The sequence below is a fragment of the Streptomyces sp. NPDC093225 genome, assembly GCF_044753805.1.
Classification (GTDB): Bacteria; Actinomycetota; Actinomycetes; order Streptomycetales; family Streptomycetaceae; genus Streptomyces.
The window spans coordinates 270719-286645 of record NZ_JBIVNX010000003.1 but is presented as its reverse complement, the minus strand read 5'-3'; the positions used below and the strand labels follow the sequence as shown (position 1 = coordinate 286645).

The following is a 15927-nucleotide window of genomic DNA, read 5'->3' as shown; positions in this document are numbered from 1 at the left end:
CAGCACACCGCCGGACCACACACGGGTGCGGTCGGGACTGACGGAGAGGGCTGGTAGTAGCTATGGAAGAGCCGCGTCGCCTCGGCGGCCGGTACGAGCTGGGCTCGGTGCTCGGCCGTGGTGGCATGGCCGAGGTGTATCTCGCCCATGACACCAGGCTCGGCCGGACCGTGGCCGTGAAGACGCTGCGCGCCGACCTGGCCCGCGACCCGTCCTTCCAGGCCCGGTTCCGCCGGGAGGCACAGTCCGCCGCCTCGCTCAACCACCCGGCCATCGTCGCGGTCTACGACACCGGCGAGGACTACGTCGACAACATCTCCATCCCGTACATCGTGATGGAGTACGTCGACGGCTCCACCCTGCGCGAACTGCTGCACTCCGGCCGCAAGCTGCTGCCCGAGCGCACGCTGGAGATGACCGTCGGGATCCTCCAGGCGCTGGAGTACTCGCACCGCGCGGGCATCGTGCACCGCGACATCAAGCCGGCGAACGTCATGCTGACGCGCACCGGCCAGGTCAAGGTCATGGACTTCGGCATCGCCCGCGCGATGGGCGACTCCGGCATGACCATGACGCAGACCGCGGCCGTGATCGGCACCGCCCAGTACCTCTCCCCGGAGCAGGCCAAGGGCGAGACCGTCGACGCCCGGTCCGACCTGTACTCCACCGGCTGCCTGCTGTACGAGCTGCTGACGGTGCGGCCCCCGTTCGTCGGCGACTCCCCGGTGGCCGTCGCGTACCAGCACGTGCGCGAGGAGCCCCAGCCGCCGAGCAACTTCGACCCCGAGATCACGCCCGAGATGGACGCCATCGTCCTGCGGGCCCTGGTCAAGGACCCCGACTACCGCTACCAGTCGGCCGACGAGATGCGGGCCGACATCGAGGCGTGCCTGGAGGGCCAGCCGGTGGCGGCCACCGCCGCCCTGGGCGCGGTCGGCTACGGCGGCTACGACAACAACGGCTACGGCTACCCGGACCAGCCCACCGCGGCCCTGCGGTCGGCCGACCAGGGCCACACCACGATGATGCCGCCGATGCCCCCGGGCGACGGCGGCTACGACCCGCACGGGTACGACGACCGCGGCCCGGCCCGGCGCCGCCCGCAGAAGAAGTCGAACGTCTCGACGATCCTGCTGGTGGTCGCGGCCGTCCTGGTGCTGGTCGGCGCGATCCTGATCGGCCGCACGCTGGTCAACGGCACGTCGAACGACACCGTCAGCGCGCCGAGCCTGGTGGGCAAGACCCTCCAGGAGGCGATCACCAGCGGCGACAACGTCGGGCTGAAGGTCGTCAAGGACAAGGAAGAGCCCTGCAAGGACCAGGCCAAGAACCTGGTCTGCAGCCAGGACCCGGCCAAGGAGACCGAGCTGAAGAAGGGCGACACCATCAGGGTCGTCATCTCCACCGGTGCGCCGAAGGTCCTCGTGCCGGACGTCACGGGCGTCTCCTTCGAGGCGGCCGAGAAGCAGCTCACCGACAAGGGCTTCCAGGTCGAGCGGAACAACGAGGTCAACGACGAGCGCAAGCCCGGCACCGTCCTCTCCCAGGACCCGAAGGGCGACTCCTCCGTCGAGGCCGGCTCGAAGATCACGCTGACCGTGGCCAAGGAGGCCGACAAGGTCACCGTTCCGAACCTGGTCGGCAAGACCCCGGACGAGGCCAAGCAGCTGCTCCAGGAAGCCGGTCTGCAGCTGGGGTCGACCGAAGAGGTCGACTCGACCAACACGGCCGGCACGATCGTCACCCAGAGCCTGAACCCGGGTGACTCGGTGGCCCCCGACTCCACGGTCAACGTGACGGTCGCCAAGGCCGGCCAGGAGGTCCGGGTGCCGCGACTGGCCGGCAGGACGGTGGGCGAGGCGCGCCAGCTGCTCGCCGAGCGGCAGCTCGTCCTGGGCCAGATCACCGGTCCGACGGACGACGCCGCGGTGATCGTCCTCAGCCAGCCGGACGCCGGCCAGAAGCTCGCCCCGGGCAGCGCCGTCAACGTGGTCACCACGGCCGGCGGCCAGAACCAGGGCGGCCAGCAGGGCGGCAACAACAACGGCGGCACGATCTCGGGCATCTTCGGCTGACCCGGCCCCGCCACGGAACGAACACCGACGCTCCCCGTCGGACCACCCGGTCCGGCGGGGAGCGTCGTTCGTGGCGGCGCGTGCGGTCCGACGGCGGGGGGCGTCAGCGCAGTTCGGCCGGGGGCGTGCGCCGCGCGTCCACCCGCTCGGTCCGCACCAGCTGGCCCCACACGACGTAGCGGTACTTCGACGTGTACATCGGCGTGCAGGTGGTCAGCGTGACGTACCGGCCGGGCGCGGTACGGCCCGACGCGCGCGGTACGGGGGCCAGGACGCCGGTGTCGTACCGCGAGGTCTGCGCCAGCTCGGCGAAGACCCGGTAGACGTACCAGGTGTCCCGCGTCTCGAAGACGATCGGGTCGCCGTCCCGCAGCTTGTGGATGTTGTGGAACTTGGCGCCGTGCCCGTCGCGGTGCGCGGCGAGCGAGAAGTTGCCCGTACGGTCCCAGGGGAGCGCGGACCTGACCGGGTCGGTGTAGTAGCCGGCCACGCCGTCGTCGAGCACGTCCGCCGAGGTGCCGCGCTTGACCAGCACCTCGCCGTCGTCCATCGCGGGCACGTGCAGGAAGCCGATGCCGTCCCTGGTGTCGAGGGCGCCGGGCGCGCCCGCGGGCGGGGCGCTGCGCCAGGCCCGGCGGACCTGGTCGCCGCGCTCGGCGGCGGAGCGGTCGGCGAGGACGTTCGTCCACCACAGCGAGTAGACGACGAACAGGGCGAGCACCAGGCCCGTGGTGATCAGCAGCTCCCCGAGCAGGCTCAGGGCCCCGGCCAGCAGGCTCCTGCGCGGCCCTGGGCGGCGTGCGCCGCGGCCTCGTGACAAGGTGGGTCCCTCCTCTACCCCAGTGCCGGCGGGACGCCCTTGCTGCGCGGCCGCTCGTCGACCATCCTGCCCCAGACGATCATCCGGTAGGTGCTGGTGAACTCGGGGGTGCAGGTCGTCAGCGTGATGTACCGGCCCGGCCCGGTGAAGCCGGAGCCCTCCGGCACGGGCTTGAGGACCGCGACGTTGGCCGGCGAGGTCTGCGGCAGGGCGCCGGTGGTCTCGTACGTGTAGTAGGCGTCGCGCGTCTCGACCACGATCGGGTCGCCCGGCACCAGCCGGTTGATGTAGCGGAACGGTTCGCCGTGGGTGTTGCGGTGGCCCGCCACCGCGAAGTTGCCCTGTGCGTCCGAGGGCATCGCGGTCTTCAGCGCGCCCTCGGAGTAGTGCCCGACCATGCCCCGGTCCAGGACCGTCTGCTTGCCGATGCCCTGGGCGATGGGCACCACCACGTCCAGCTTCGGGATGTACATGATCGCGAAGCCCTGGCCGGGTTCGAAGGCGGTGGGTGCGGGGGCGGCCCCCGGGCCCGCGTTCCAGTCCCGCTTGAGGTGGCGGGTGGCGCCGTCGGTGATCCGGTCGGCGCGCACGTTGGTGTACCAGAGCTGGTAGGTGACGAAGAGCAGCATCAGCACGCCGAGGGTGATGAAGAGCTCCCCGACCGCACGGCTCGCGATCACCAGGGGGCCGCCGCGGCGCCTGCGCCGCGCCCGCCTCGCGGCCTCCTGTGCGGCCCTGCGCCGCGCGGCCCGGCCCCCGGTGGGCACGGGCGGCGCGACGGCCGTCACGCGACGGCCTTGCCCACCACCGGGGCCAGTCCCGCGGACCGCTCGACGGCGCCGGCGTCACCGCAGTCGGTGAGCCAGTTGGCGAGCATGCGGTGGCCCCACTCGGTGAGCACGGACTCGGGGTGGAACTGCACGCCCTCCACGCGGTGTTCGCGGTGGCGCAGGCCCATGATGATCCCGTCCTCGGTGCGGGCGGTGACCTCCAGGACGTCCGGCAGGGCGGCCGGCTCGGCGGCCAGCGAGTGGTAGCGGGTGGCCGTGAAGGGGGACGGCAGGCCGCGGAAGACGCCCAGGCCCTCGTGGACGACCGGGGAGGTCTTGCCGTGCAGCAGCTCGGGGGCGCGGTCGACGACGCCGCCGTACGCGACGGCCATGGACTGCATGCCGAGGCAGACGCCGAAGACGGGGACCCCGGTGGCGGCGCAGTGGCGGACCATGTCGACGCAGACGCCGGCCTCCTCGGGGGTGCCCGGGCCGGGGGAGAGCAGCACGCCGTCGAAGCCGTCCTGCGCGTGGGCGAGCTCGACCTCGTCGTTGCGCAGCACCTCGCACTCCGCGCCCAGCTGGTACAGGTACTGGACCAGGTTGAATACGAAGCTGTCGTAGTTGTCCACGACCAGAATGCGCGCGCTCACCGGGTTCCCGATCCTTCGTCGACGGTCACATCGTTGAACGGAAGGAGCGGCTCGGCCCACGGGAAGACGTACTGGAACAGCACGAAGACCACGGCGAGCGCGAGGACGAGGCAGATCAGCGCACGAACCCACGCGTTGCCCGGCAGATGGCGCCAGATCCAGCCGTACATGCCGTCCCTTCCGTTCCGTGTACCGCACCAGACTACGGGCTGGGGTGGCCCGCGGACCGGGTCTCGGTCAGTTCCGCCCAGACGATGAGACGGTGGCTGTGGCCCCACTCCGGGTCGCAGGTGGTGAGGGTCAGGTAGCGGCCGGGCGCGGTGAATCCGGACCGGCGGGGGACCGGGTCGAGGACGGCGGTGTCGGTGGGCACGGTGCGCAGCGGTTGGTTCCGGATCGTGTACGTGTACCAGGTCGCCCCGTCGTGGATCAGGACCCGGTCGCCGGGGCGCAGCAGGGGGAAGTCCTTGAAGGGGTCGCCGTAGGTGCGCCGGTGCCCGGCGACGGCGAAGTTGCCGGCCCCGCCCAGCGGGGCGCTGCGGGCGTAGTGGCCCAGTCCCTTCTTGAGGACCCCGGTCCCGGTGCCTTCGAGGACGGGCTTGTGCCAGTCGGCGCCCAGGCGCGGGATCCACATCTCGGCGAAGGCCCGGCCCGGCTCGTACGCGGTCCCGCCGGCCCGGGTCCCGGCGGCCCGCGCGGGGGCTCCGGCGGCGCCGGACCGGCCGGCGGCGGGGGCCGCGGCGGCGGCCTGCCAGCGGCCCCGCAGGCGCTCGATCTCGCCGTCCATGGCCCGGTCGGCCTTCACCCCGGTCCAGAGGACGACGTAGGCGACGAAGAGCAGGATCAGGGTGCCGGCCGTCAGGCACAGCTCGCTGAGGGTGCGGACGGTCAGCCGCAGGACGTCGCCACTACTCCGCTTGCTCCACGGGCTTCGCATAGTGGAGGTCCACTGTGCCCGAATACCCGGGCAGAGTCAGGACCTTGTGGTCCTCGACCTTCCAGCCGAGCCCGTAGGCGTTGACGTACAGCTGGTAGTTCTGGATCGCCGGGGAGGCGGTCAGGGCGCGCCGCAGGGCGCCGACGTCGCCGACCGCGGTGACCTTGTAGGGGGGCGAGTAGACCCGGCCCTGGAGGATCAGGGTGTTGCCGACGCAGCGCACGGCGCTGGTGGAGATCAGCCGCTGGTCCATGACGCGGATGCCGCGGGCGCCGCCCTGCCACAGGGCGTTCACGACGGCCTGGAGGTCCTGCTGGTGGATGACCAGGTCGTTGGGCTGGGGCTCGGGGACGTTGGGGATGCGGGCGGTGGCGCCGGGCGGGGCGTCGTTGAGCGTGACGGTGACGGCCTGGCCGGTCAGCGGCTCGGTGCCGGCGGCCTTCTGGAGGGCCTGGAGCTTGATGTCCTCGGCGGTGGTGCTGCCGTCGTCGCGCTCGGCGAGGGCGTCGACCTGCTTGCGGACGGCGCCGGTGCTCTCCTCGAGGTCGGCGTTGTCCTGGCTGCGCTCGTGGATGAGGTCGGACAGCTTGAGCAGGGAGGTGTCGGTGCGGATGTTCGTACCCTTGGAGGTGTTGAAGCTGGTCACGAAGATCAGCCCGGCCAGGGCGAACACGGCCGCGGTGAGCAGCCGGACCGGCCTGCGGCCCACGGAATCGCTCAACGTACCCTTCTCCTTCAGCGCCCCCTTTGCCACTACGCTAACGGACGCCCGGGGGAGGCTCGTCCCCAGCGCATCGACAGGAGAGACCCTCGTGCCGAAGTCACGTATCCGCAAGAAGGCCGATTTCACGCCGCCGCCGGTGAAGCAGGCACAGACCATCAAGCTGGGCAGCCGCGGCTGGGTGGCACCGGTCATGCTGGCCATGTTCCTGATCGGTCTGGCGTGGATCGTCACCTTCTACGTGACCGACACCCGGCTGCCGATCGAGGTGCTGGGCAACTGGAACATCGTGGTCGGCTTCGGCTTCATCGCGGCGGGCTTCGGCGTATCCACCCAGTGGAAGTAAGTCAAGCTCTCCGGAGAGTTATCCACAGCGCTATCCACACCTGAGGAAAAGACAGAAGATCTGTGGATAACCTGGACCCAGGTTGACGCCGGTGTGATTGATCCGGCCGCCGACCTGGGTCTTCTTGCTTTCTCCACACGTTTCCACATGGTGCACAAGATCCGACACGGACTGTGGACAAGTCCCGCTCAGGTGAGCGCGGCGGTCCTCAGGAGCACGGCCACGACCACGGCCGCGAGCACCAGTCCACAGGTTCCCCACTGCACCAGCGAGCGGTGCTCACGGGGCGCGTGCACCATCCCGATGGCGATCAGGACACCGGCGACGAGACCACCGACGTGCGCCTGCCAGGAGATCCCGGACCAGCCGAAGGTGATCACCAGGTTGATCACCAGCAGGGCGATGACGGGCCGCATGTCGTAGCGCATCCGGCGCATGAGGACGGCGGTCGCGCCGAACAACCCGTAGATGGCACCGGAGGCGCCGAGGGTCTGCACGTTCGGCTCGGCGAGCAGGTACACCAGCGCGCTGCCGGCCAGGCCCGAGACCAGGTAGAGGGCCAGGTAGCGGGCCCTCCCCAGGGCGGCCTCCAACGACGGGCCGAGGAACCACAGGCTCAGCATGTTGAACCCGATGTGCCAGATCTCCTCGTGCAGGAACATCGAGGTCAGCAGCCGGTACCACTCACCCGTCGCGACGCCTTCCAAGGGGCCGTAGGCCAGCGGGCCGAGCTGCTCCCGGGCCTGGCCGAGCATCGCCAGGCGGTTGACGAGCTCGTTGTGCACGGTGGCCCCGCCGGTGGCGAGGACCGCCACGAACACCGCGACGTTGATCCCGATCAGGATCTTGGTCACCAGCGCCGGGTCGCCGGCCACGACGGCGCCGCCCCCGACCGTGCGCGGCTGGTTGGCGGCCGGGGCGTGGCCGGTGCCCGAACCGGTGCGGACGCACTCGGGGCACTGGAAGCCCACGGACGCGTCGACCATGCAGTCCGGGCAGATCGGGCGCTCGCAGCGGGTGCAGCGGATGCCCGTCTGACGGTCCGGGTGGCGGTAGCAGCCCGGCAGGCGCTGGGTGTCCATCGGTCCTCGATCCCCCTCGCGGATCCTTCGTTCTCCCGGTAGGCCGTCAGGCCTTCTTGACGTCCCGCTTCTCGATCACCACGGACTGGATGACGACGTCCTCCAGCGGGCGCTCGGTGCGCGGGTTGGTCGCGGTGCCGGCGATGGCGTCGACGACCTTGCGGCTCGGCTCGTCCACGACCTCGCCGAAGATCGTGTGCTTGCGCGTCAGCCACGCCGTCGGGGCGACCGTGATGAAGAACTGCGAGCCGTTGGTGCCCGGGCCGGCGTTGGCCATGGCCAGCAGGTACGGCTTGGCGAAGTGCAGGTCGGGGTGGAACTCGTCGGCGAAGGTGTAGCCCGGGCCGCCGGTGCCGTTCCCGAGCGGGTCGCCGCCCTGGATCATGAAACCGCTGATCACCCGGTGGAAGACGGTGCCGTCGTACAGCGGGGCGGTGGTCCGCTCGCCGGTCTCGGGGTGGGTCCACTCCCGCGTGCCCTCGGCGAGCTCCGTGAAGTTCCGGACCGTCTTCGGCGCGAGGAACGGGAACAGCTCGATTTCGATGTCGCCGTGGGTGGTCTTGAGGGTGGCGTAGAGCTTCTCGGCCACGAAATCCGCCTTCCAGCATGTCCAGCATGGGTCCGCACTGACGTCGTCGATCCTCGCACGGTCGGGCCAAGGGGTGGATAAAGCCCGGGTTCGGCCACCCGGATGCCTGTCGCCGCATGCCCGCGGGCGGTTTGACAGGCATGATCCGGTAAAGGGTGGAAAGGTGAACCGTGTCTGCCACCGTCCGCCACCGATGAGGAGGATCACGTGACCCGCATGGACAGCGTGCGCGCCGCCGGGAGTTCGGCCAGGGAGAGCGCGCGGCACGCCGCGGAAGTGGTGGCGCCGTACGCACAGAACGCCCGGGACGCCGCCGTGCAGTACGCCCAGGAGGCCAACGAGCGGCTCGCGCCGAAGGCCTCGTACGCGGCCGCCGAAGCGAGCCGGTACGCGCGCAGTGCCTACGACACCCACCTGCACCCCCAGCTCACGAAGGCCCGCACCCACGTCCCGCCGAGGGTGGACACGGCCGCGACCAAGGCCTACGCGCAGGCCCGCACCGCCGCCCGCCAGGCCGCCGACTACACCGGCCCGCGCATCGACGCCGCGGTCGCCGCGAGCAAGCCGATCGCCGCCGAGGCCGCGTCCCGGTCGGCGGCGGCCGTGGCGGCGCTGAAGGGGCAGGTCACCGTCGAGGAGATCGAGCACCTGGTGCGCCGGCACGAGCGGCGGGCCAAGTGCGGCAAGGCGCTCAAGGCCGCCGCGCTGGTCGGCCTGTTCCTCGGCGGCGCCTTCGCCCTGTGGAAGTGGTGGGACCAGCAGTCGAACCCGGACTGGCTGGTCGAGCCGCCCGCGGCCACCGAGGTGGCCGACGGCGGCCCCGCCGACGTGGTCTAGCCGAACCGCCCGCCCGCCGTCCCCCGCCCGGGGACCGCACGAACACCGGGGCCCGGATCCGATGGAGGATCCGGGCCCCGGTCTGCGGTTCGGTCGGGCGGGTCGGTTCGGGCAGGTCGGTTCGGGAGGGTCAGTTCGGGAGGGTCAGGACCATCCCGGGGTGGATCATCTCGGGGTTGGTGCCGATCACCCCGCGGTTCGTGGCGTACAGCTCGCGCCAACGGGCCTCGTTGCCGAGCTGGGACCGGGCGATCCCGGCGAGGGAGTCACCGGCCCGGACGATGTACGTCCGCTTCGTCGCGACCGGTGCGGCCGCGGGCGCGGCGGTGCCCGTGGCGGCGGTGGCGGCGGGCGGGGTGGGCGCCACCGGCGGGGCGGTGGGTCGCGGCGGGGCGGCGGGCATGGGCGGGGCCTCGGCGGTCATGCGCTCGGCCGCCTCCTTCGGCGCCCGGCCGGACATGTCGGCGTACCGCGACGGAGCGGGACCGGAAGCCGATGGTCGGTCCGCGGCCGGCATCTGCTGCTGGAGCTGTTCCCCGGCCTTCTCGGCCGACTCGGGCGGATGCTTCTTGTCGTGTTTGAGGAAGTCGAAGATTCCCATCGCACTACGCCTCCGGGCATGGGTGGAGCCCCCCTGCCTCCACTGTGCGCCCGTCGACCCCGGGACGCGAGCCCACGAACACGGAAGGCCCACGTCCGCCACTGCGGTGCCGGCGGCGCGCCGGCGCGGTCGGCCAGGCACGTGAAAAGACCCCGTCCGACTTGCGTTTCCGCAGGTCGGACGGGGTCTTGATGTGGAGCCTAGGGGAGTCGAACCCCTGACATCTGCCATGCAAAGACAGCGCTCTACCAACTGAGCTAAGGCCCCGCGAAACGGATCGGACCGATCGAGATCACGCCTCGGCCACGTCCGCAGACCAGAGTACCGGGTCTCCCCCTGTATCCCGCAAAATGATGGGGACTCCCCCCGGGCGACCACGCTCCGTAAGATGCTCGCGAGGTTCGCACCAGCGAAGGGGAGTAGTAGTGGACGCAGTACAGCAAGAGGCCACGGCCAGAGCCAGAGAGCTTCAGCGGAGTTGGTACGGAGAGCCCCTCGGCGCGCTCTTCCGCCGACTCATAGATGACCTCGGTCTGAACCAGGCCCGCCTTGCTGCCGTGCTCGGCCTGTCGGCGCCCATGCTGTCCCAGCTCATGAGCGGACAGCGCGCGAAGATCGGCAACCCGGCCGTGGTCCAGCGCGTCCAGGCCCTCCAGGAGCTGGCCGGGCTGGTCGCCGACGGCAGCGTGAGCGCCGTGGAGGCCACGGACCGCATGGACGAGATCCGCAAGACCCAGGGGGGTTCCGTCCTGAGCAACACCGCGCAGACGACCACGAGTTCGGGTGCCCCGACCGTGCGCCGCGTGGTCCGCGAGATCCAGTCGCTGCTGCGCTCGGTCGCCGCGGCCGGCGACATCATCGATGCGGCGGACTCCCTCGCACCGACCCATCCGGAACTGGCAGAGTTCCTCCGGGTCTACGGCGCCGGCCGCACCGCCGACGCGGTCGCCCACTACGAGGCGCACCAGGGCTGACACCAGAGGGGGGAGCGGGCGCAGCACGATGGGTGAGGTGTTCGCCGGTCGGTACGAGCTGATCGATCCGATCGGACGCGGGGGAGTCGGAGCCGTCTGGCGCGCCTGGGACCGGCGCCGGAAGCGGTACGTGGCCGCCAAGGTTCTCCAGCAGAGCGACGCCCACACCCTGCTGCGCTTCGTGCGCGAGCAGGCGCTGCGCATCGACCACCCCCACGTGCTGGCTCCGGCCAGTTGGGCGGCGGACGACGACAAGGTGCTGTTCACCATGGACCTGGTGAGCGGCGGATCCATGGCCCATGTCATCGGCGACTACGGCCCCTTGCCCCCCTCGTTCGTCTGCACGCTCCTCGACCAGCTGCTCTCCGGGCTCCAGGCGGTGCACGCCGAAGGCGTCGTGCACCGCGACATCAAGCCCGCCAACATCCTTCTGGAGGCGACCGGGACGGGCCGTCCGCACCTGCGGCTGTCCGACTTCGGCATCTCCATGCGCAAGGGCGAGCCCCGGCTGACGGAGACCAACTACGTCGTCGGGACGCCGGGTTATTTCGCACCCGAGCAACTCATGGGAGCGGAGCCCGACTTCCCCGCCGACCTGTTCGCCGTCGGCCTGGTCGCCCTCTACCTGCTCCAGGGCCAGAAGCCCGACGCACAGGGGCTGGTGGAGCACTTCATGACCCATGGAACTCCGGGCGCCCCACAGGGCATCCCGGAGCCGCTGTGGCAGGTCGTCGCCACGCTCGTGCAGCCCGACCCCGCGGTGCGCTTCCGGACCGCCACAGGGGCGCGCAAGGCGCTCGCCTCGGCGGTCGAGCTGCTGCCCGAGCCCGGTCCCGACGAAGAACCGGTCGAGATCTTCGACCAGCTGGGCCCGCTGCCCCCGGGCTTCGGCCCGGACGGCCCGGAAGCCGTTCCCGTTCCCGGCCCCGGCCCCGAAGTCACGACCGTGGATGTTTCACGTGAAACATCACCCGACCCCACGGGCACCGCCTTCCACCCCGGCGAACCGACGCAGACCGCGACCTCCCCGCCACCGAGGCCCGGCACTCCTCCCGCTCCCGGCACCGCCAGGCCGGCCGCGCCCGCACCGGCCGTCCCCGGGTTCGGGCCCGCCTTCGGCTCCGCCGAGGCCGCCGCCCCCTACGCGCGACCCCCGGCACCCGCTCCCCCGGCGCCGACGCCCATGCCGGAGACGCCGGCCGTGCCGGAGTCCTCGGCCATGTCGGAGACGGGCAGCTTCCACCTGGCCCCGCCGGCCCGGACGGCCGGCACCCTGGCCTACACCGCCCCACACCCGCTGGCGGGCCCACGGCACGCCGCACCACGGGCCCCCGAGCCCGTCCCGGCCCGTCCCGGCCCACCCGCCAAGGTGGCCGTACCGGTGCTGCTGGTGGCCCTCGTCTGCTTCGCCGTGGGGATCTGGGCCCTCACCCAGACCTGAGCCCCGTCACCGCCCGGCGGCCGCCCGGCGCCGAGACAGCAGGGTCCACACCCCGAGCCCCAGCACCAGCACCGTCCCGGTGCCGATCCCGCCCGCGGCCACGCGCCGCATGGTGCCCCGCCGGGCCTCCGCGGCGGCCGCCTCGGAGGCCGTCTGACCGGCCTCGGCCGCGTCCCGGTCGGCCGCGACGATCCCGAACCCGGCCCGGGCGGCGCCCGGCTCCGCGTACGGGGGTCCGGGGCGCGCGGTGCCGTCGAGCGTGATCCGCAGCGTCAGCGGGACCGAGCCGGTGGTGAACTCCGCGACCTTCCGGTTCAGGGTGACGGCCACGTAGTACCAGCCGGCCGCGCTCAGCTGCCGGGTCTTCGCGTCGGAGGACCACCGGTTGTCGTAGGACACCGGGGCCAGCGGCCCCAACGCGACCTCCAGCTGCTTGCCGCTGTACGTCCCGTCCTCGGCGCCCGCCGGGGCCCGCACCGGACTGTAGACCTGGGTGACCAGCCCGTAGGAGGCGAAGCCGTAGTCCTTGGTCATCCGTGCCCCGGCCAGCTCCGCGGCCACGCTCAGCTGGCGGGCCCAGTCCACCGGCACCCGGTAGTACAGCGTCTGACCCGGCTGGATGTCGTCCCGCCACACGCCCGCGTCCAGCGCCCGCGCGTCGTTGAAGCCGGTGCCCCCGCTGCGCGGGACCGCCTGCCCGCCGGGCGGCACCACGGGGGCCGAGGGCCACCCGGACGGGGCCGCTCCGGGGGCGTTGCCGCCGCTCAGCGCCGGCTCGCGCATGACGTGCAGCTCCATCGGCCAGTCGGACCGGTCCGCGTCCTCGGCGCCGGTGCGCGAGACCTTCACGTAGTAGGTCCCGGGCTCCTGGCAGGGGGCGTCCTCCTGGAGCCTGCGCACGGCCACGCCGGTCAGCGGCCGGGCCTGGTCGTTGCCGAACCGGGCCGACTCCGCACCGGGACACTCCTTGCCCCCGGCGCTCATGAGGACCACCTCCACGCCGTCCGCGTACGTGACCGCCGCGGCCCGCGCCGGCCGGACCGTCGCGGCGACGTACACGCTGGACCTCGCGTCGAGCTCCAGCCGGTAGTAGCGGTCCCGGCCCGCCTCCAGCACGTCCTCGTACGTCCGCCCGGTGGCCAGTTCCGGCCCGTCGGCCGTGCTGTCTCCCCCGGTGACCGTCCGGGCCCCCGGCGCCGGCCGGTACGCCGCCGGTGCCGGCGCGGGAGCTGCGTACGCCGCCACGGGAGCGCCCGCCACGGCGAGCGCCAGCGCTGCGACCAGAGCCTTCGACCCGAGCCTCTTCACACCCCACCCCGAATTTGCGCAGGCAAGCCAAACTTAGCAAAAGCGAAAATTCTGCGACAGAACAGCACAAAGCCCCGGCCGCAGGAGCAGCCGGGGCTTCATGAACTCAGCCTTGGGTCTCACACACCGGAGCCGGACGGCACGGAGTCGGTCGCCTCCGTCCACAGGTCCTGCTCGGCGCGGTCCGCCTGGATCTGGCGGTACACGAGGAGCCCGCCGATGGCGGCCAGTGCGACCAGGAGAAGCTTCTTCACCGCGCGAACCTCGTCTTTCGTTGACGTAGGGGACTTCTGGCGCCGACTATACCTTCCGATCGATACCGATCGGTGACCTAGTGAACGACCGGACTCCCGCCCGGAAACGGTCCGTGACGTGCCCGGTCACCATGAGCGACGAGGCGCCCTCCGTCAGTCTTCGCCGCTCTCCGGCGACCTGCGGCGACGGGCACGGCCACGGATCACGCACGTGGTCACGCCGACCACGGTGGCTGTGATCAACGCCGAGGGGAGCTGCGTCAGCAGTCCCTCCCAGAACAGGTGCATGCGATGCCTCCTCCGGAGCGCCGCGCTCGCTTCGCGGCCCGCGGAACCAGACTGGGCCCGATCGCGTTCCCCCTGACGGAAGACGCCGGTGTACCACGCAGGGCAACGACGTCGGACATCGGCTGACGACAGCTGACATCGGCTGACGCGGAACTGCGGGATGATGGTCGCTCAGGTGACCGCACGTCGAGGGGGTCCCGATGAGAGGCGTCAGGCGGCACCTGGCACGCCCCGATCTGCCCGAAGGGGCGCGCAGGGACCTCAGCGACGCACTCCACGGGCTGCTGCACCGTGCGGGGCGGCCCAGCACCCGGAACATCGCCACGGCCTTGAAGGGCCTCCTGAACCCTCCGCCCAGCCACACGCGCGTCCACGACCTGTTCACCCATCGTCGGCTGCCCGACTGGGAGTTGACCATGTGTGTCGTCCAGGCACTCGCGGACCGTGCACACGCGCTCGACGCGTCCGTCGAATGCGACCGGTTCAACCAGCTGTGGTTGCTGGCCGACGAGGAACTGGCACTCGACCCGCTGGCCGGCGGGAGGGATCGGCCCCCACCGAGGCAGGAAGCGACGCGGCCGACGTCACCGGCGTATGCGGCACCCGAGACCCCCCGGCGCGTACGCACGTCGTCACCGCGGTCCTTCATGCCGGATCCCGACCGCTGCCGCGCCGTCCTCTTCGGGGTCGGCGACTACCTCCATCTGCCGCCCCTGCCCTCGGTCCCGGCCGGCCTGCGCGACCTGGCCGCCGCCCTGACCCACCCCACCGCGGCGTTCGCGGCAGAGCACTCCCAGGTGCTGGTCGATCCGCGCGACGCGACCAAGGTCCTGGACCTCGTCCAGGAGGCCAGTGACGAGGCGGCCGACACCCTGCTGCTGTACTTCTCGGGGCACGGGCTCATCGACTCCTACAGCGGTGAGCTGTCCCTGGCGCTCCCCGACAGCCGCACCGACGCCGAATACACGAGGCTCCAGTACAACTGGATTCGCCGCATGCTGCTGCGCAGCGGAGCACAACGCAAAGTGGTCATCCTCGACTGCTGCTACAGCGGACGGGCCATGAACTCCATGGGGGACGTCAACGCCCTCCCCCTCGCAGACATCGAGGGGACGGTCCTCCTGACCTCCTCCTCTCCGGATCGAGTGGCGCTCGCTCCGGCGGACGAGCCCTACACGGCCTTCACGGGGGAGCTGATCGACATCCTCCGTCACGGCATTCCGGACGGGCCTCCGGTACTCGACGTCGACTCCGTCTACGACGAGCTGTACCGACGGGCCGTGGCCAAGGCACGGCCCCTCCCGCAGCTGCAGGCACGGGGTTCCATGGGGCTGATGCCCTTGGCGGTCAACGCGCGGTACCGCGGGGCGCCACTCGGCTGAACGGGAGCCCTGGCCCCCGCTGTCGCGGCGTACGCCAGAAGGCCCCCGGACCTGTGGTCCGGGGGCCTTCTGCCTTGTGGGGCTAACAGGATTTGAACCTGTGGCCTCATCCTTATCAGGGATGCGCTCTAACCAACTGAGCTATAGCCCCTCCGCGCTGCGCGCTGACTCCTGAAGGTTAGCGCACAGACCCGGTAGTTCCCAAATCGCTGGTCAGAGCCCTGGGAACCTATTTGAGAACGGCTCTACTCGTCCTCGGCGAGGGTGAGCTCGACACCACCCACGAAGCCCGCCGACAGGTTGTAGATGAACGCACCCAGGGTGGCCAGCGCGGTGGCCAGCACCACGTCGATGACCGCGATGACCGACGTGAAGATCAGTACGCGCGGCAGCGACAGGAACGACTGGAGGTCGAACCCGTTGCCCTCGTTCGAACCTGTGGCCTCGCTGATGGTGCCGCCGACGGTCGAGAAGACGCCCATGGCGTCCATGACCATCCACAGCACCGCCGCCGCGATGACCGTGCAGATGCCCAGTGCGATCGACAGCAGGAAGCTGACCTTCATCACCGACCAGGGGTCGGCCTTGGCCACCCGCAGCCGCGCCTTGCGCGTCCGGGGCGTCGTACGCGCCCCGGTGCGCGCCACGCGCTGCTGCTGCTCGCCGCGCTGCGCACCGGGCCCGGCGGGGGCCTGGTACGCCTGCGGCGGGTGGTAGGGGCCGGCAGCCTGCGGCTGCGGCTCCCGCGGGTCGCTCACGGCGGTCGTACCCCCCTTGGAGTCGGTGGCGGCGCCACGGGCGCCGTTCGCTCCAGACGTGGCCGATCCGGCGCCCGTGGCTCCACTCACG

The 15927-nt window shown here is 71.5% G+C and carries 17 protein-coding genes, 2 tRNA genes and 1 pseudogene; 6 read left to right on the top strand and 14 right to left on the bottom strand.

Annotated elements, in window-relative coordinates; genetic code table 11:
* Positions 1 to 62: 62 nt before the first annotated feature.
* On the top strand, positions 63 to 2075 hold the full coding sequence (gene pknB, locus ACIQCH_RS05375; protein ID WP_402578136.1) for a Stk1 family PASTA domain-containing Ser/Thr kinase: 2013 nt from the start codon (positions 63 to 65) through the stop codon (positions 2073 to 2075).
* 103 nt (positions 2076 to 2178) lie between these two features.
* Here pknB and ACIQCH_RS05370 read toward each other — a convergent pair whose 3' ends face one another.
* From ACIQCH_RS05370 to ACIQCH_RS05345, 6 genes and pseudogenes are all read right to left on the bottom strand, one after another.
* On the bottom strand, positions 2179 to 2895 hold the full coding sequence (locus ACIQCH_RS05370) for a class E sortase (RefSeq protein ID WP_402578134.1): 717 nt from the start codon (positions 2893 to 2895) through the stop codon (positions 2179 to 2181).
* A 14-nt stretch (positions 2896 to 2909) separates the two neighbouring features.
* A pseudogene (locus tag ACIQCH_RS05365) lies at positions 2910 to 3737 on the bottom strand (class E sortase); the annotation flags it as partial.
* Positions 3680 to 4318 carry an aminodeoxychorismate/anthranilate synthase component II gene (locus tag ACIQCH_RS05360; RefSeq protein ID WP_402578132.1) on the bottom strand — a complete coding sequence of 213 codons (639 nt, stop codon included), beginning with the start codon at positions 4316 to 4318 and terminating at the stop codon, positions 3680 to 3682. The gene ACIQCH_RS05360 and the pseudogene ACIQCH_RS05365, both read right to left, overlap by 58 nt.
* Positions 4315 to 4488, bottom strand: coding sequence for a hypothetical protein (locus ACIQCH_RS05355; RefSeq protein WP_402578130.1), 174 nt, complete (start codon positions 4486 to 4488; stop codon positions 4315 to 4317). Before ACIQCH_RS05355 ends, ACIQCH_RS05360 begins: the two co-directional genes overlap by 4 nt.
* A 32-nt stretch (positions 4489 to 4520) precedes the next feature.
* Positions 4521 to 5255, bottom strand: coding sequence for a class E sortase (locus tag ACIQCH_RS05350; protein ID WP_402578128.1), 735 nt, complete (start codon positions 5253 to 5255; stop codon positions 4521 to 4523).
* Positions 5227 to 5976: a DUF881 domain-containing protein gene (locus ACIQCH_RS05345; RefSeq protein ID WP_402578126.1), complete on the bottom strand. Its 750-nt coding sequence runs from the start codon at positions 5974 to 5976 to the stop codon at positions 5227 to 5229. The genes ACIQCH_RS05350 and ACIQCH_RS05345 overlap by 29 nt, the downstream gene beginning before the upstream one ends.
* Before the next feature lie 91 nt (positions 5977 to 6067).
* Between ACIQCH_RS05345 and crgA the strand changes: the two genes are divergently transcribed.
* Positions 6068 to 6322 (top strand): cell division protein CrgA, encoded by a 255-nt coding sequence (crgA, locus tag ACIQCH_RS05340; RefSeq protein ID WP_030193281.1) that lies wholly within the window; start codon positions 6068 to 6070, stop codon positions 6320 to 6322.
* A 188-nt stretch (positions 6323 to 6510) separates the two neighbouring features.
* On the opposite strand, the gene ACIQCH_RS05335 is transcribed toward crgA, so the two are convergent.
* Positions 6511 to 7404, bottom strand: a complete 894-nt coding sequence (locus ACIQCH_RS05335) for a rhomboid family intramembrane serine protease (RefSeq protein ID WP_402578124.1) — start codon at positions 7402 to 7404, stop codon at positions 6511 to 6513.
* Positions 7405 to 7450: 46 nt separating this feature from the next.
* On the bottom strand, positions 7451 to 7993 hold the full coding sequence (locus tag ACIQCH_RS05330; protein WP_402578122.1) for a peptidylprolyl isomerase: 543 nt from the start codon (positions 7991 to 7993) through the stop codon (positions 7451 to 7453).
* 207 nt (positions 7994 to 8200) lie between these two features.
* On the opposite strand from ACIQCH_RS05330, the gene ACIQCH_RS05325 reads away from it, so the two are divergent.
* A complete protein-coding gene (locus ACIQCH_RS05325) occupies positions 8201 to 8830 on the top strand; it encodes a DUF5324 family protein (protein WP_402578120.1) in 630 nt (209 codons plus the stop codon).
* Positions 8831 to 8960: 130 nt separating this feature from the next.
* Here ACIQCH_RS05325 and ACIQCH_RS05320 read toward each other — a convergent pair whose 3' ends face one another.
* Together ACIQCH_RS05320 and ACIQCH_RS05315 are read right to left on the bottom strand one after the other, a co-directional pair.
* Positions 8961 to 9431, bottom strand: a complete 471-nt coding sequence (locus tag ACIQCH_RS05320) for a LysM peptidoglycan-binding domain-containing protein (protein WP_402578118.1) — start codon at positions 9429 to 9431, stop codon at positions 8961 to 8963.
* Positions 9432 to 9625: 194 nt separating this feature from the next.
* Positions 9626 to 9698 (bottom strand) — tRNA-Ala (locus tag ACIQCH_RS05315).
* A gap of 158 nt (positions 9699 to 9856) precedes the next feature.
* Between ACIQCH_RS05315 and ACIQCH_RS05310 the strand changes: the two genes are divergently transcribed.
* Positions 9857 to 10405, top strand: a complete 549-nt coding sequence (locus ACIQCH_RS05310; RefSeq protein ID WP_030193289.1) for a transcriptional regulator — start codon at positions 9857 to 9859, stop codon at positions 10403 to 10405.
* Positions 10406 to 10433: 28 nt separating this feature from the next.
* The gene (locus ACIQCH_RS05305; RefSeq protein ID WP_402578115.1) at positions 10434 to 11846 is read left to right on the top strand and encodes a protein kinase; all 1413 of its coding nucleotides are present in this window, start codon (positions 10434 to 10436) and stop codon (positions 11844 to 11846) included.
* A gap of 6 nt (positions 11847 to 11852) precedes the next feature.
* Here ACIQCH_RS05305 and ACIQCH_RS05300 read toward each other — a convergent pair whose 3' ends face one another.
* Positions 11853 to 13154: a hypothetical protein gene (locus tag ACIQCH_RS05300; protein WP_402578113.1), complete on the bottom strand. Its 1302-nt coding sequence runs from the start codon at positions 13152 to 13154 to the stop codon at positions 11853 to 11855.
* A 119-nt stretch (positions 13155 to 13273) separates the two neighbouring features.
* Positions 13274 to 13408, bottom strand: a complete 135-nt coding sequence (locus ACIQCH_RS05295; protein WP_208809277.1) for a DLW-39 family protein — start codon at positions 13406 to 13408, stop codon at positions 13274 to 13276.
* Positions 13409 to 13896: 488 nt separating this feature from the next.
* Here ACIQCH_RS05295 and ACIQCH_RS05290 point away from each other — a divergent pair, with 488 nt between their 5' ends.
* On the top strand, positions 13897 to 15078 hold the full coding sequence (locus tag ACIQCH_RS05290) for a caspase family protein (protein WP_402578111.1): 1182 nt from the start codon (positions 13897 to 13899) through the stop codon (positions 15076 to 15078).
* 77 nt (positions 15079 to 15155) lie between these two features.
* On the opposite strand, the gene ACIQCH_RS05285 is transcribed toward ACIQCH_RS05290, so the two are convergent.
* A tRNA-Ile gene (locus ACIQCH_RS05285) sits at positions 15156 to 15229 on the bottom strand.
* 94 nt (positions 15230 to 15323) lie between these two features.
* Positions 15324 to 15926, bottom strand: a complete 603-nt coding sequence (locus ACIQCH_RS05280) for a DUF3566 domain-containing protein (RefSeq protein WP_402578109.1) — start codon at positions 15924 to 15926, stop codon at positions 15324 to 15326.
* Position 15927: the final 1 nt, after the last annotated feature.

Bases quoted from the DNA above. Each gene is read 5' to 3' on its own strand.
- ACIQCH_RS05350 (WP_402578128.1), bottom strand. From the start codon at position 5,255: ATGCGAAGCCCGTGGAGCAAGCGGAGTAGTGGCGACGTCCTGCGGCTG.
- ACIQCH_RS05290 (WP_402578111.1), top strand. From the start codon at position 13,897: ATGAGAGGCGTCAGGCGGCACCTGGCACGCCCCGATCTGCCCGAAGGG.
- pknB (WP_402578136.1), top strand. From the start codon at position 63: ATGGAAGAGCCGCGTCGCCTCGGCGGCCGGTACGAGCTGGGCTCGGTG.
- ACIQCH_RS05335 (WP_402578124.1), bottom strand. From the start codon at position 7,404: ATGGACACCCAGCGCCTGCCGGGCTGCTACCGCCACCCGGACCGTCAG.
- ACIQCH_RS05320 (WP_402578118.1), bottom strand. From the start codon at position 9,431: ATGGGAATCTTCGACTTCCTCAAACACGACAAGAAGCATCCGCCCGAG.
- ACIQCH_RS05355 (WP_402578130.1), bottom strand. From the start codon at position 4,488: ATGTACGGCTGGATCTGGCGCCATCTGCCGGGCAACGCGTGGGTTCGT.
- ACIQCH_RS05305 (WP_402578115.1), top strand. From the start codon at position 10,434: ATGGGTGAGGTGTTCGCCGGTCGGTACGAGCTGATCGATCCGATCGGA.